The organism is Aquipseudomonas guryensis (genome assembly GCF_014164785.1).
Taxonomy (GTDB): domain Bacteria; phylum Pseudomonadota; class Gammaproteobacteria; order Pseudomonadales; family Pseudomonadaceae; genus Aquipseudomonas; species Aquipseudomonas guryensis.
The window spans coordinates 1,541,159-1,555,826 of record NZ_JACJFN010000001.1 but is presented as its reverse complement, the minus strand read 5'-3'; the positions used below and the strand labels follow the sequence as shown (position 1 = coordinate 1,555,826).

Genomic DNA, 14,668 nt, shown 5'->3' with positions numbered 1-14,668 from the left:
GCTGCCGCCCAGCAGGCCCGCGCGCTTAATGCGGGCGATAGACGCGAACATTGGCATGCCCCTCGCTCAGTAGATGGTGGGCATGCAGGCGACTCATCACGCCCTTGTCGCAATACAGCAGGTACTGGCGATTGGCATCCAGCTCCTTGAAGCGACTGTTGATGGCATAGAACGGCAGAGTCTGGACCTCGATGCCCGGCAGTGCCAGCGGCTCGTCTTCGGCGGCATCCGGATGACGGATGTCGAGGATGATCTGTCCGGGGAGTGCATCACCCACTTCCTCGATCTGCAGGTCTTCGCCCAGTTGGTCGATGGCGCGGTCGACGGTGATGCGCGTAGCGCGCTCCAGGGCACGCTCGAGGATGGCCATATCGAAGTGGCTTTCCTCGTGTTCGATGCGCGGCTTCTTCGCCCGCGTGGTCGGGTTCACCGAGATCACGCCGCAATATTCCGGCATGTGCTTGGCGAATTCGGCGGTACCGATCTGCGTGGCGCAGTCGATGATGTCCTGCTTGTGGCTGGCCAGCAGCGGACGCAACACCAGCATATCGGTAGCCGAGTCGATCACCGAGAGGTTGGGCAGGGTCTGGCTGGACACCTGGGAAATCGCCTCGCCGGTGACCAGCGCGTCGATGCTCAGGCTTTCGGCAATGCGCGTGGCCGCGCGCAACATCATGCGCTTGAGGATCACGCCCATCTGGCTGTTGTCGACCTTGCCGAGGATTTCGCCGACCACTTCCTCGAACGGCACGCTGATAAACAGCACGCGGTGTGAGCTGCCGTACTTCTGCCACAGGTAGTGGGCCACTTCCATCACGCCCAGCTCGTGGGCACGGCCACCGAGGTTGAAGAAGCAGAAGTGGGTGAGCAGGCCGCGGCGCATCATCTGATAGGCGGCGACGGTGGAATCGAAGCCACCGGACATCAGCACCAGGGTCTGCTCCAGCGAACCGAGCGGGTAACCGCCGATGCCGTTGTGCTGGTGGTGGATGACGAACAGACGCTGATCGCGAATTTCCATGCGCACTTCGACCTGCGGATGCTTCAGATCGATACCGGCGGCGCCGCACTGCTGGCGCAACTGGCTGCCCACATGGCGCTCGATCTCCACGGAGCTGAAGCTGTGCTTGCCGCCGCGCTTGCAACGCACGGCGAAAATCTTGCCCGGCAGCTGGTCGGCGAAGTGCAGCTTGCACTTTTCCAGCACATCGTCGAAATCACCCAGCGGGTATTCGTTGATTTCCAGGAAATGGGCGATGCCCGGCGTGCAGCTCAGGCGTTCGACCATCTCGCCGAGTAGCTTGCTGTCGCTGACCTGGGTTTCCACTTCAAGGTTGTCCCACACACCGTCCACCCGCAGCTCGGGATCCAGATCCCGCAGCACGGCACGGATGTTCTTCCCCAGCTGGCGGATGAACTGCTTGCGCACCGGCCGGCTCTTGATGGTGATTTCAGGGAAGACTTTGACGATGAGTTTCATGGGACAGCGCGTACGCCAGGCAGCCGAAAAAAGAGGGGCGCGGATTATAGCGGAAATTGTTCAAGGTTTAACCAAAAACAATAAGACACTTTGCGGAAGACCCAAAATGGTGCACGCCAATATTTTAAAGACCCAAAACGGTGCGTTTAGCTGTATAAATAATCGCCACAGGCCTCGAAAACCCTGACTTATGGGCCGCACACCCATTCCGGGGCACTGGCACGCAATTTGCTCCCTTGTGAGGCAGGTTGCCATGGCGGACTATCCCGCCGGGCTTCACCGAACTTTTGAGGGCTCACCTTTCGAGCCTTATCCACCTGGAGGACAGCATGTCGAAGTCGATTCAACTGATCAAAGAACACGACGTGAAGTGGGTAGACCTGCGCTTCACTGACACCAAGGGTAAGCAACACCACGTGACCATGCCGGCCCGTGACGCCCTGGACGACGAATTCTTCGAAGTCGGCAAAATGTTCGATGGCTCGTCCATCCATGGCTGGAAAGGCATCGAAGCCTCCGACATGATCCTGCTGCCGGTCGACGACACCGCTGTACTGGACCCGTTCACCGAAGAACCGACCCTGATCCTGGTCTGCGACATCATCGAGCCGAGCACCATGCAAGGCTACGACCGCGACCCGCGCTCCATCGCCAAGCGCGCCGAGGAATACCTGAAGACCACCGGTATCGGTGACACCGTATTCGTAGGTCCGGAGCCTGAGTTCTTCATCTTCGATGAAGTGAAGTTCAAGTCCGACATCTCCGGCTCCATGTTCAAGATCTTCTCCGAGCAAGGTTCCTGGAACACCGACGCCGACATCGAAGGCGGCAACAAGGGCCACCGTCCGGCCGTCAAAGGTGGTTACTTCCCGGTTCCGCCGTGCGACCACGACCACGAAATCCGTACTGCCATGTGTAATGCCATGGAAGAAATGGGCCTGGTCATCGAAGTTCACCACCACGAAGTGGCAACTGCCGGTCAGAACGAAATCGGTGTGAAGTTCAACACCCTGGTCAACAAGGCTGACGAAGTTCAGACCCTGAAGTACTGCGTGCATAACGTGGCTGACGCCTACGGTAAAACCGCTACCTTCATGCCGAAGCCGCTGTATGGCGACAACGGTTCGGGTATGCACGTGCACCTGTCGATCGCCAAAGACGGCAAGAACACCTTCGCTGGCGAGGGCTATGCCGGCCTGTCCGACACCGCTCTGTACTTCATCGGCGGCATCATCAAGCACGGTAAGGCCCTGAACGGCTTCACCAACCCGTCGACCAACTCCTACAAGCGTCTGGTCCCGGGCTTCGAAGCTCCGGTCATGCTGGCCTACTCGGCTCGCAACCGTTCCGCCTCGATCCGTATCCCGTACGTTTCCAGCCCGAAAGCTCGCCGCATCGAAGCGCGCTTCCCGGATCCGGCTGCCAACCCGTACCTGGCCTTCGCCGCACTGCTGATGGCTGGTCTGGACGGTATCCAGAACAAGATCCACCCCGGCGACGCTGCCGACAAGAACCTGTACGACCTGCCGCCGGAAGAAGCTGCCAACATCCCGCAAGTTTGCGGCAGCCTGAAAGAAGCGCTGGAAGAACTGGATAAAGGTCGCGCGTTCCTGACCAAGGGCGGCGTTTTCTCCGACGACTTCATCGATGCCTACATCGAGCTGAAATCCGAAGAAGAAATCAAAGTACGTACCTTCGTACACCCGCTGGAATATGACCTGTACTACAGCGTCTAAGCCAGTAGCGTGATGAAAAGGCCTCCTTCGGGAGGCCTTTTTTTTGCGCCGCAACACGCTGGCAAAGCCGCGTGCTTGCCAGCCAGCCCTACAGATGCAAGGCTTAGCCTGGTTATCACAGGAGTACACCGATGCGCCTGCTCACCGCCTGCCTGCTTTGCGCTATCGCGCTGCCTGCTGCCGCGCAGATCTACAAGTACACCGACGCCAACGGCAACACGGTGTTCACCAACCAGCCACCGGAAGGCCAGGCCGCGCAAGCCGTCGAACTGCCACCGACCAATACCGTCGAATCGCAACCGCCCGGCGTCGTCGCACCGCAAGAAACGACCGCCGCCACTGGTCCGGCCTACCAGGTGCTGCAACTCACCGACATTCCCAGCGATGAAGCGCTGCGCGCCAATAACGGCAGCTTCACCGTTGGCGTGGACATCGAACCGCGCCTGCTGCCTGGCCATCTGCTGCGCCTGCTGCTGGACGGCCAACCTTATGGCCAAGCTAGCAATGTCACCCGCCTGCAACTGGTCAACATCGACCGCGGCGAGCACAGCCTGGCCGTAGAGGTGCTCAGCGGCGAGAAGCAAATCCAGCAAAGCCCGGCCGTGACCTTCACCGTACAGCGGGTCAACACCAGCAGCCCGGCCCTGCGCCCGCCACCACCGAAGCCTAAGCCAGCCCCGTGACCCAACCCTGCCACGCGAGCAAAACCGACACCATGTATCGCCTGTTTCTCTGCCTGCTGCTCTGCTGTACCGGCCTGCCCACGCAGGCCGGGGTGTACACCTATATCGACGCCGACGGCAATCGCGTGTTCACCGACCAACCCCCGTCCGGCCAGGCCGAGCGCATCGAGATGGCCCCCTCGAACAGCATGAGCGGCAGCGACACCCCGCCGCCTGTGCCACTGACCATGGAAGAGCCCAAGGCCCCGGTCTACCAGTTGCTGCGCATCATCATTCCCGAGCCCGATGCCACCATCATCGAGCCGAGCGGCGACCTGATCGTCACCGCCAGCAGCGACCCCACCCTGCAGCCAGGACACAACTATCGCCTGCAACTGGATGGCCAGCCGGTTGGCATGCCGGGGCGCAGCCCGGTATTCCCGCTGAAAAATATCGACCGCGGCACCCACCAGATTTCCGTGGAAATCCTCGATGCCGATGGCCGTATCCTCGAGCGCACACCTAGCCAGCCCTTCCACCTCAAGCGCATCTCGCTGGCACAGAAGCGCCAGGCCAATCCGTGCAAGAAAGCCGACTACGGTGTGCGCCCGGAATGCCCGCTCAAGGACAAGCCGAAAGATCCGCCCAAGGATATTCCGCTGGTCCCCTTCATCTAAATCTCCCGCCGCTGCGCGCACTCCGGTGCGCACAGCACCCTTAGCAAGGGCGACTTAAAGGTCGCACCTCATCTCCGCCGCATCACTCCGCGCGCTCATCCACTCGATGCAGTGGCTACCTAACCAGTGCTTTTCAATCGCCTGCCAGTCCTAGAAAGCGCAAACAGACCCGGCACTGCGCAGAACAACGCACCACTTTGAAGCACTGATCTGCACCGATTTCTATACTCTCCCTGTTTTGGTTCACCCCTTACCCCGCGAGCTGCGCTGAAACGTAGCTGAAATGGCGGCGCCAGCAGATAACACGCGTCTTTTCGGGGCTTTGGTTTGCTTCTTGCATTTTCCTACCCATTGCCGGATGCCTGCCCATGACCCTGAACGACACACTGCACCGCCTGCTGCTGGACAACCTGACCACTGCGACCATTCTGCTCGACGCTGACCTGCGCCTCGAATACATGAATCCCGCGGCGGAAATGCTCCTGGCCGTCAGTGGCCAGCGCAGCCATGGCCAGTTCATCAGCGAACTGTTCACCGAATCCCAGGAAGCGCTCAACTCCCTGCGCCAGGCGGTCGAACATGCTCACCCCTTCACCAAGCGCGAAGCCATGCTCACCGCACTGAACGGGCAGACGCTGACCGTCGACTACGCAGTAACGCCGATTCTCAGCCTTGGCCAGACCCTGCTGCTGCTGGAAGTGCACCCGCGCGACCGCCTACTGCGCATCACCAAGGAAGAGGCGCAGCTGTCCAAGCAGGAAACCACCAAGATGCTGGTGCGCGGCCTGGCCCATGAGATCAAGAACCCGCTCGGCGGCATCCGTGGCGCAGCGCAGCTGCTGGCCCGCGAGCTGCCGGAAGAAAGCCTCAAGGATTACACCAACGTGATCATCGAGGAGGCCGACCGCCTGCGTAACCTGGTCGACCGCATGCTCGGCTCGAACAAGCTGCCATCGCTGGCCATGACCAACGTGCATGAAGTGCTGGAACGGGTCAGCAGCCTGATCGAAGCCGAATGCCAAGGCAGCATCACCCTGGTGCGTGACTACGACCCGAGCATCCCCGATGTACTGATCGACCGCGAGCAGATGATCCAGGCCGTGCTCAATATCGTGCGCAACGCCATGCAGGCCCTCGCCGCCCAGAGCGACCTGCGCCTGGGCCGCATCAGCCTGCGCACCCGCACCCTGCGCCAGTTCACAATCGGCCACGTGCGCCACCGCCTGGTGGTGAAAGTGGAAATCATCGACAACGGCCCGGGCATTCCACCCGAGCTGCAGGAAACCATCTTCTACCCCATGGTCAGCGGCCGTCCGGACGGTACCGGGCTGGGCCTGGCCATCACCCAGAACATCATCAGTCAGCACCAGGGACTGATCGAGTGCGAGAGCCACCCCGGCCATACCGTGTTCTCGATCTTCCTGCCCCTGGAACAAGGAGCCTCTTAGTCATGAGCCGCAGTGAAACCGTCTGGATTGTCGATGACGACCGTTCCATCCGCTGGGTGCTGGAAAAGGCCCTGCAACAGGAAGGCATGACCACCCAGAGTTTCGACAGCGCCGATGGCGTGCTGAGCCGACTCGCCCGCCAGCAGCCGGACGTGATCATCTCCGACATCCGCATGCCCGGCGCCAGCGGCCTGGAACTGCTGGCGCGCATCCGCGACCTGCACCCGCGCCTGCCGGTGATCATCATGACCGCGCACTCCGACCTGGACAGCGCCGTGGCCTCCTACCAGGGCGGTGCCTTCGAGTACCTGCCCAAGCCGTTCGACGTCGATGAAGCAGTCTCCTTGGTCAAGCGCGCCAACCAGCACGCCCAGGAACAGCAAGGCTTGAGCGTACCGGTGGAGCAGGCGCGCACCCCGGAAATCATCGGCGAAGCGCCGGCCATGCAGGAAGTCTTCCGCGCCATTGGCCGTCTCTCGCACTCCAACATCACCGTGCTGATCAATGGCGAGTCGGGTACCGGTAAAGAACTGGTCGCCCACGCCCTGCACCGCCACAGCCCGCGCGCGGCTTCGCCGTTCATCGCGCTGAACATGGCGGCGATCCCCAAGGACCTGATGGAATCAGAGCTGTTCGGCCACGAGAAAGGCGCTTTTACTGGCGCGGCCAACCAGCGGCGCGGGCGCTTCGAGCAGGCCGACGGCGGCACCCTATTCCTCGACGAAATCGGCGACATGCCGGCCGACACCCAGACCCGCCTGCTGCGCGTACTGGCCGATGGCGAGTTCTACCGGGTCGGCGGTCACACGCCGGTCAAGGTCGACGTGCGCATCATCGCCGCCACCCACCAGAACCTGGAAACCCTGGTGCAGGCCGGCAAGTTCCGCGAAGACCTGTTCCACCGCCTCAACGTGATCCGCATCCACATCCCGCGCCTGTCGGATCGCCGCGAAGACATCCCCACCCTGGCCCGCCACTTCCTCGCCCGCGCCGCCCAGGAGCTGGCCGTCGAGCCCAAGCTGCTGAAGAGCGAAACCGAGGACTACCTCAAGCACCTGCCGTGGCCGGGCAACGTGCGCCAGCTGGAGAACACCTGCCGCTGGATCACCGTGATGGCCTCCGGGCGCGAAGTGCATGTCGACGACCTGCCACCGGAGCTGCTCACCCAGCCCCAGGAAAGCGCCCCGGCGAGCAACTGGGAACAGGCCCTGCGCCAGTGGGCCGACCAGTCCCTCGGTCGCGGCCAGTCGAGCCTGCTGGACAGTGCCGTGCCGACCTTCGAGCGGATCATGATCGAGACCGCCCTCAAGCACACCGCCGGCCGCCGCCGCGATGCCGCCGTGCTGCTGGGCTGGGGTCGCAACACCCTGACCCGCAAGATCAAGGAGCTGGGCATGAAGGTCGACGGCGCGGATGACGACGACGGCGACGAATAAGCCGCAGGCTTAGCGCAAGCAACTGAGAACGGGCCCAATCGGGCCCGTTTCTTATGGCGATGTCCGGTTATCTGCTGTGCAGGCGTTTTCGTAGGGCTGCCCCACGAAACTTTGTGCAGGAGCGACTGCAGCCGCAAACTCTCAGACCGCGCCCCCATGCGCCAGAGCAATGCACCCGCCTCAGCCTGGTGCACCCTCGCAGTCCAGCAGCCAGCCAGCTCAGCCGCGAACGCCCCTGCCGAAAAGTGCTGAAACCCAGTATTCACAAGGCCTGCAGCCAGCGTAATAAAACTGGCACACAGTCTGCATAGACTCTAGCAATCCCAGTTTTGGGGACCTTGGTACAGGCAGGCCGGGGATTCCCCTCTTTTACAAGCCCAACAAAAAGGCCACCTTCGCAGGTGGCCTTTTTGTTTACTGGCGGTACAGCTCGCGCCGGTAGATCAGCGGAGCGGCGCCCTTGTAGATGCCGAAGCTGGCCAGACCACGCGCCGCCGAGCGGGTCGCCCCGTCCCAGGGATACTGCAGCCAGCTCGGTGCGGATGGGAAGCTGACCTGTACCGAGCCATCGTTGCCATTGCCCGGCGCGCTCAGCAACAGCGCGTGAGCCGCAGGATCGAGCGGCCAGTTCAGACTTGGCGTGGTTTCGCCCGCCGCCAGGCTACCGCTGTACTGATCCAGCAGCGGTGCCGCCAGGGCGGTGGCAGTGGTGCAGGTATCCAGGCCTTCAAGCTGGAAGCTACCGCCGGCCGTGTTCTGCCAGCTTTCCAGGATCACCGGCAGGCTCAGGCTCTGTAGCTCCGAACCATGAGCATTGCCAATGCGCAGGCGGCCCAGGCGCACTTCACTGCCCGGCTCATCGGCAAAGTCGTAGGCATAGCCCTGGCAGGTCGTCCCATTGCCATGGCAGGCACCATCCAGATCGGTCAACGCTGCAGCCGCGAAGCTCTGCTGAATGCGGGCCATAAAGGGATAGTCAGCGCTGCTGGGCAGTACGGCCGGGGTGTACAGCAGCTGTTCATCGCTCCAGCGGTAGCTGCGCGCACCATCGCCGTCACCCGCCCCCTCTACCAGCAAACTTGCAGTGCCCTGGCTGGCAAGGCGAGCATCGAGACCGCTGGTTCCGGTCACCGAGCTGTAGCTGCCAGCAGCAGGCGTAGAAAGGCGCCAGAAGTCGCCGCGGTCGTAGTTCGTGGTGACGTTGCCGCCCCGGTTGTAGCCGGTGATCGTCAGCGTCGGCTCATGGTCACTGGCGAAGTCCATGGGCTGCCCCTGATAGCTGAAGGCACTGCCGCAACTCGACGTCAGGCTGGCGTCCCCTGCGGCGCCGAGATAGGCCGGGATGAAGCGCCCGACCAGACCGCTGGTGCCACCACTGACCGTTTCGCCGAAATAGCTGGCAGCTGGGCTGGCGCTTAGCGTGAATACGCCAACCTCGGAAATGGCGGCAGCAACTTCGGTCTGATTACCCAGGGCGTGGTCGTAGCTGGTTGGCGTCACGTCGCCGGGATCGCCGCCGGCAGGGGCCTGCACCGCACTGGCAAGCGTGATGCCTGGATGGAGGAAGTTCGGCGTGGTGATATTGCCGCTGCACAACTCTGCCGCCGTCAGTGCCTCACCATCAGCCTGCCAGCCCACAGCACGAATAGTCAGCGGGAAGCTGTCACCTGCGCGAATACCACCTGGGAACACCGCGCAGCTGGCATCGCCGCAGTCGGTAGTGGGGCTGAGGGTACTGGCAGTCTGCAGGCAGAGGCCGTAGGGCTTGCTGACGAACAAGTCGTCCGTAAGGGTGTTATCCAGCACCAGCCCCTCAGTGGCATCACTGGCACTGCCCAGGTAGCGGGCCCTGAGCTGCATCTCGCCCGCATCGTCGTAACGCACGGTCAGCGGCGCGGTGCCGGTGGCATCGAAGTTGAGACTCAGGCTGACAGGCGTGGCGCGTACCTCGCTGCCATTGATCACAACCGGCTGGGTACCGCTGCTCGGGTTGCTGTAAGCCGAGGTGAAGCTGATGCTGCGGGTGACATTGGCGAAAGCTGGCACACACTGCAGGGCGCTGTCGGACTTGCGCACCGCGCTGATGGTCGCCGGCGTCGGCTTAGCCGCCAGCAGGTTGGGCACCTGCAGCAGCAGGCCGCTGTCGGCATAACTGATCTGGCAACCTGCGGTCGAGCAAACGGTCTGGCTGTTGGGTTTGGTCGTCGGCACCGAAGCCTGAACGCCCAGAGCCACGCTACCTGCAGTCGGCACGCGCAACTGCGCCAGCGCCGAACCACCGCTGAAGGTGATGGTGCTACCGCTGACAGTGGCGGGTGCAGTGGCCGTCCAGTAATTGGCGGGGCTCATGGTGACGCTGACCGGGTTGGTATAGAGGCTGCTGCAGCTGCTGTTCAGGCAGGCGCGAATAGTCACCGGTTGCGGGTTACAGGTCAGGGCGCTGGCCGTGTAGCTGAACTCGAAGTGGTCGATCTGCTGGCCGACAGGATTGATATCGGTGGCGCAGACCTGCAGGTCGTCCAGCTCGTGGATATTGGTCGAGCCGCCGGTGGAGCCGGTCAGCGACAGGTAGAAGTCACTGGGCAAAGGAGCCTGGCTGTTGGCAGCAGCCAACACGTTGACTGCGTTGAGGCCATTGAGCACGACAAAGCCAGCGCCGCTGTCGCGCTCCACGGTGACTCGCGCCTCGTTGCTGAAGCGGCCATCCAGGGTGATGCGGTAGGTGTGTCCGGGCGCTGCCGAGGTGCTCGCCGCGTTGTCGACTCCGGGACTGAGACCGGCCGGGGTTCCGGCGATGTAGCGATAACCACTGGTTCCGCCAGTAGCACTGGAACCGCGGATGGCCACCGAGTCGGGGCGTTGCTGCTGCGGATTGTCCCCACCCTCGACGGAAAAGTTGCCGTACTCATCAATCCCCACCCCCAGCCAGCCGCCAGCGAAACCGGGGTTGGCCGCATCGCCACGGGTGCCATAGCCGAGTGGCCCGCCAAACGCACCCGGCTGTGGCGTCACCGTAGCATCCGACAGCACCACGGCCACGCCATCGGCGCCGCTGCCGTTGTAGGCGTAATGCTTGAACTGCACCTGGATATAGTTGCCCGCCGCCGGGAACAGGCGCTGCAGGGTGGACGAGGTCGACACGTTGCCCTGGTTGCTGGTCAGGCGCATGCGCTGGCCAGTGACCGTCGGCGTGAACGCCGTGGCACCTCGACTGGCAACGGCCCAGTCATCACCCAGGCTGCCGTCGTCGAAACTATCGGTGAAGCACTGCAGGTTAAGGCCACATGGGTGTCGTTCGGCCACCAGCGCACTGATCTGCGCCTCACTGAGCGCAGCGTTGTAGATGCGCAACTCATCCAGCTCGCCATTGAAATAACGGCCCGCCACGCCCTGGTCGGCGCCAAGCTGCAAGGGGTCGCTATTGACCCGCGGCGTACCGCTGAAACTGGCCTGGCCGGCCAGGGCGCCGTTGATATAGATGCGCTGATTACCCGGCGCATAACGAATCAGCACATGGCTCCACTGCCCCACCGGCAATGCCGTGGTGCTGTTGAACTGGTTGGTGGCGTTGGCGGTGGTCTGCCACCACCAGTTGATGGTGCCGCCGGGGTTGAGGTGAAACTCGTAATTCTCATCCTTGGACAGAATGCTCATCAGCCCCGAAGAAGGTAGCGTGCGTGGCTTAACCCAAAGGCCAATGGTAAAGCTGCCCGACAGATCGAGCAGGTTGTTGTCGGCGCGCTGCACATACTGGCTGGACGTGCTGTTGAACGTGCCATAGCCGCAGGTGCCCTGGGCATTGATCTGCGGCAGGGCCGGCGTGCTATTGGCCGTACTGGCGCCATTCAGCACCGTGCCGTTAAGGGCATTGCCACTGCTGTCGAGTACCTCACCGGCCGCGCCAGTCCAGCTGGCCTCATCGAGGAACCAGCTCAATATCGGGTTAACCGTGGAACCACAGAGGCCTGCAAAATCGGCCAGGTCGATAGCATTGTTGTTATAGGTCAAACTGCTGCTGCCACCCGGGCTGGATGAAGCGCCCAGCGAAGTGATGGCGCCATTGAGCGTCAGGTTGTTGCCGAAGCTGATGCCACCAGTGGCGTAAACGAAGCCGCGGATCGTGACGTTGTTGCCCAGCGACAGGCTGCCATTGACCACCAGAATCATGTCCTGGGGATTTCCACCGGCGTTCAGCTGGCTGTTGTTGGCCAGTGTCAAACCACCGTTGACGAACACCCGAGTGCTGGCGCCGCCGGTGGTGGTCAGACTCCAGCTGTTGCTGGTGCTGCCTCCGCCAAAGTAGTGATCGCCCGCTCCCAAACTACGATTACTCGCCCCGAGAGTAGGCGTGTTCTGCCAGACCACTCCGCTCAGATCCAGCTGATTGCTACTGTTGCTGGTAATACTGCCGGGGAATACCGATTGGCAGGTGGCCGCCAGTAGCCAGGGACTAAACAGACTGGCGGCAAGCAACAGGAGCAGACGGACAACGTTCATCTAGCGCTCCACTACGGCAGTCAAACGGCGGTAGGCATAGTCGGCACCGCCGGTGGTGCCGTACTCGGCAGTGGCGGTAAGTTCATAGAACTGCACCGTCTGGCTTTCTTCGGCAACAGTCATGGCGGTCGTCGGGGTGCAGGTCACGCTGATGGAGAACCCGGACAGGGAAAAGCTGCTGGTGCAGGGCTGGCCATTGACGGCCCGGCTGATGCCCCACTCCAGCCCGGCCTGCGCCGCCTGATAGGCCCGCGCCTGCTGGATCGCCAGGCTGTTGGTGCTATTCTGGGTCACGGCCAGACGCGACATGGCAATGATCACCGCGGCAATGATGATGATCACGAACATCGCCGCGACCAGGCCGAAGCCCGCTTGGCGCGAGTCAGGGCGCATTGTCGACATGGACCTGTTGCAACAGCATGATTTCCTCGCCTTGGCGCTTCACTCCGACACGCAGGGTAATCAACCCGCCGCGAGCATTGGTGCCCGGCTCGTAGGTGAAAGTACAGGTGGATACACCATCCACCAATAGTGAACTGTTTGCCGCGCTGTAGCTGTAACTACTGGCCAGGCTGGAGAAGCTAGCGCGGCGAATCACCCCGGTGCCATTCCCTGTGGCCGCATCGGTGCCGGGATTGTCGCAGCGATAGCCCAGCACCTCCCTGGCCAGATAGAAGCGATGCTGCGGCGAGGCGAACTTGAAACGAAAGCCGGGGGCTGCAGCGCCGCTCAGAGTCAGCACGCCACTGTTCAAGGCGAAGCCCACGCCATTGGGGGTGATCACCGCTGGCGAGGCCGACGAACTGCTGTTGAACGGCGGCCACACCGAATCACCGAGGGTATTGGCGCCGATGTTGTACAAGACCATCCAGCGTGCTTCGGCCACCCTCGCCGCATCGAGGCCAGGGCTGAGCACCTCGATTTCGCAGGCAGCAGGTGCCCCCTGGCAAAGCGGTGGGTCATTGCGCACCGCCCCACCGGCCAGGTTGGCGCGATAACGTCCGGCGTCATGGATGGCCAGCAACTCGAAGGTTTGTCCATCCGGCGTGCGCAGTGTGTTCGGCACCGCCAGGCGTACATCGCGCGCCATGCGGTTGAGTGCCCCGGCGGCCAGATCGACCAGCTCGGCACGCCGACTCTGATCGACGAAGCTCTGTAACGGGTTGGACATCACCGTACTGATCAGCACCGCCACCACCCCGGCCAGGGCGATTACCATCACCAGTTCGACCAGGGTGAAGCCAAGCGCCTTGCCGCCTCGGCGAGCCCCGGGAAAGCGCCGTTGCGTAACAGTTTCGCCGGTAAACCCGCGTCCACGGGGGGCGCGGCTAGAGCCTGGAATTGGCTGCATCAGTAAGCCGTCCTGTAGCCGTCAAGCACCAGCGGCTGGCCGCCGGGATCGGTGACGGTGACGGTAATACGCAAGGCGTCGACACCGTTGAGAACTGCCGGCACCACCGCGACATTGACCTCATAGGCACTCAGCCCCGGCAAGGGCGTGGGCGAAGCGGCACTGCGCGGAGCGAAGGCCTGGCTGCTGTAGAACAAACCGTTGTAATCGCATACATCGTCGAAACTGCCACGCCCGGCACCGTTGTTGCTGGCCGCACAGGCGGTACTGGCCGGGAACGCCTGCAGGCTGATTTCCTCCAGGTACGCCTCGGCAATCGCCAGACTCTGCTGGCGCAACATGGGGTCGGCCGAGCGTCCGGTGATCGCCGCCATGGCCGAGAACATCGCGGCGGCGGCGATGCCGAGGATGACGATGGTGATGACCAACTCGACCAGGGTCATGCCGCGCTGCGCGCCTTGGCGGGCAGACAGGCTCATGGTGTGGTCTCGATAAAGCCGGTGGCCAGGTTGACGGTGAGGGTGAACGCCCCATTGGCAAAACTGGCGGAATTCGCGGTACCTGTAGCGGTACCGAGGGAATCAAAGGTCACATTCAGCGTTGGGGAAACGCTGACATTCTGCGGATTACCCGCGGTGTAATCACCGCCGGAAGGGTTGGCGACCGGGCTGCCGGAAGCAACCCCGCCACACGCTTCCGCATAGGACAGCGCATACCCTGTGCCATCGACCCGTGCACGAATCTGGCAGCCACTGGCCAGGGCCAGTTTTTGCCCGTAGCGCACGGCGCTCAGGCTTTCTTCGTAGAACAGGCGCTCATCGAACACCTTTCTATCGAAGAAGCGCGGCCCCACCACAACGGCCAGGATGCCGATGATGACGATCACCATCAGCAGCTCAACCAGGGTGAAGCCGCGCATTTTTGTTTAGCAGCCGGTGTCGACGACTGAGATAACTGGCACCGCACCGGCAGTGGCTGCAGGCTCGGTGTAGCTGACCTGGCAGCTAGCCGGAGTGGTGGCGCCATTGGCGCTCATGGTTGTGACACCGGCAGTGGTTGTGATGGTGAAATCAGCCGCTACCACGCCTGCCGCATCGGCGATCGAGCTGGCCGCAGGGTAACCGCTGGTGGCGATCATCGTCACCGTACTGCCCTCAACGGTAATACTGGTGTTTGCGGCGTCATTCTTCGCCAGCCAGGAAGCATGGGTCAACGCCGATGCTGCCTTGACCGAGCCGAAAGCGCCTTGCACAGTCGCCGCACGCGCATCGGCGCCGAGGTTGACGAATCGTGGCAAGGCAAACGCAGCCAGAATCCCGAGAATCACGATAACCATGATCAGCTCGATAAGGGTAAAACCGCCTTGTTGTTTTTTCATCGC

General features: G+C 62.5%; 12 protein-coding genes. 5 read left to right on the top strand and 7 right to left on the bottom strand.

The genetic code is table 11. From position 1 onward, the window contains the following. Positions 1 to 25: 25 nt before the first annotated feature. Positions 26 to 1,480, bottom strand: coding sequence for a tRNA uracil 4-sulfurtransferase ThiI (thiI, locus tag H3H45_RS07050; RefSeq protein WP_182832986.1), 1,455 nt, complete (start codon positions 1,478 to 1,480; stop codon positions 26 to 28). Positions 1,481 to 1,809: 329 nt separating this feature from the next. Between thiI and glnA the strand changes: the two genes are divergently transcribed. The 5 genes from glnA to ntrC all read left to right on the top strand — a co-directional run bounded on the left by glnA (position 1,810) and on the right by ntrC (position 7,439). Continuing rightward, complete coding sequence (gene glnA, locus H3H45_RS07045; RefSeq protein WP_182832985.1) at positions 1,810 to 3,216, top strand: glutamate--ammonia ligase; 1,407 nt, start codon at positions 1,810 to 1,812, stop codon at positions 3,214 to 3,216. Positions 3,217 to 3,347: 131 nt separating this feature from the next. After that, positions 3,348 to 3,899: a DUF4124 domain-containing protein gene (locus H3H45_RS07040; protein WP_182832984.1), complete on the top strand. Its 552-nt coding sequence runs from the start codon at positions 3,348 to 3,350 to the stop codon at positions 3,897 to 3,899. Between the two features lie 32 nt (positions 3,900 to 3,931). Beyond that, on the top strand, positions 3,932 to 4,555 hold the full coding sequence (locus H3H45_RS07035) for a DUF4124 domain-containing protein (RefSeq protein ID WP_182832983.1): 624 nt from the start codon (positions 3,932 to 3,934) through the stop codon (positions 4,553 to 4,555). A 368-nt stretch (positions 4,556 to 4,923) separates the two neighbouring features. Further along, the gene (gene glnL / locus H3H45_RS07030; RefSeq protein WP_182832982.1) at positions 4,924 to 6,003 is read left to right on the top strand and encodes a nitrogen regulation protein NR(II); all 1,080 of its coding nucleotides are present in this window, start codon (positions 4,924 to 4,926) and stop codon (positions 6,001 to 6,003) included. A 2-nt stretch (positions 6,004 to 6,005) separates the two neighbouring features. Further along, on the top strand, positions 6,006 to 7,439 hold the full coding sequence (gene ntrC / locus H3H45_RS07025) for a nitrogen regulation protein NR(I) (protein WP_173211481.1): 1,434 nt from the start codon (positions 6,006 to 6,008) through the stop codon (positions 7,437 to 7,439). Between the two features lie 414 nt (positions 7,440 to 7,853). Here the strand turns inward: ntrC and H3H45_RS07020 are convergent, their stop codons facing one another. From H3H45_RS07020 to H3H45_RS20335, 6 genes are read right to left on the bottom strand one after another with little or no spacing between them, the layout of a single operon-like run. Next, positions 7,854 to 11,936 carry a DUF6701 domain-containing protein gene (locus H3H45_RS07020; protein WP_182832981.1) on the bottom strand — a complete coding sequence of 1,361 codons (4,083 nt, stop codon included), beginning with the start codon at positions 11,934 to 11,936 and terminating at the stop codon, positions 7,854 to 7,856. After that, positions 11,937 to 12,338 carry a pilus assembly protein MshP gene (locus H3H45_RS07015; RefSeq protein ID WP_182832980.1) on the bottom strand — a complete coding sequence of 134 codons (402 nt, stop codon included), beginning with the start codon at positions 12,336 to 12,338 and terminating at the stop codon, positions 11,937 to 11,939. Continuing rightward, positions 12,319 to 13,287, bottom strand: coding sequence for a PilW family protein (locus H3H45_RS07010; RefSeq protein WP_235983384.1), 969 nt, complete (start codon positions 13,285 to 13,287; stop codon positions 12,319 to 12,321). The genes H3H45_RS07015 and H3H45_RS07010 overlap by 20 nt, the downstream gene beginning before the upstream one ends. Beyond that, on the bottom strand, positions 13,287 to 13,766 hold the full coding sequence (locus tag H3H45_RS07005) for a type IV pilus modification PilV family protein (RefSeq protein ID WP_235983382.1): 480 nt from the start codon (positions 13,764 to 13,766) through the stop codon (positions 13,287 to 13,289). Before H3H45_RS07005 ends, H3H45_RS07010 begins: the two co-directional genes overlap by 1 nt. Next, positions 13,763 to 14,206 carry a prepilin-type N-terminal cleavage/methylation domain-containing protein gene (locus tag H3H45_RS20340; protein WP_182832979.1) on the bottom strand — a complete coding sequence of 148 codons (444 nt, stop codon included), beginning with the start codon at positions 14,204 to 14,206 and terminating at the stop codon, positions 13,763 to 13,765. The genes H3H45_RS07005 and H3H45_RS20340 overlap by 4 nt, the downstream gene beginning before the upstream one ends. Positions 14,207 to 14,212: 6 nt before the next feature. Beyond that, positions 14,213 to 14,665: a type II secretion system protein gene (locus tag H3H45_RS20335; RefSeq protein ID WP_182832978.1), complete on the bottom strand. Its 453-nt coding sequence runs from the start codon at positions 14,663 to 14,665 to the stop codon at positions 14,213 to 14,215. Between the last annotated feature and the right edge of the window lie 3 nt (positions 14,666 to 14,668).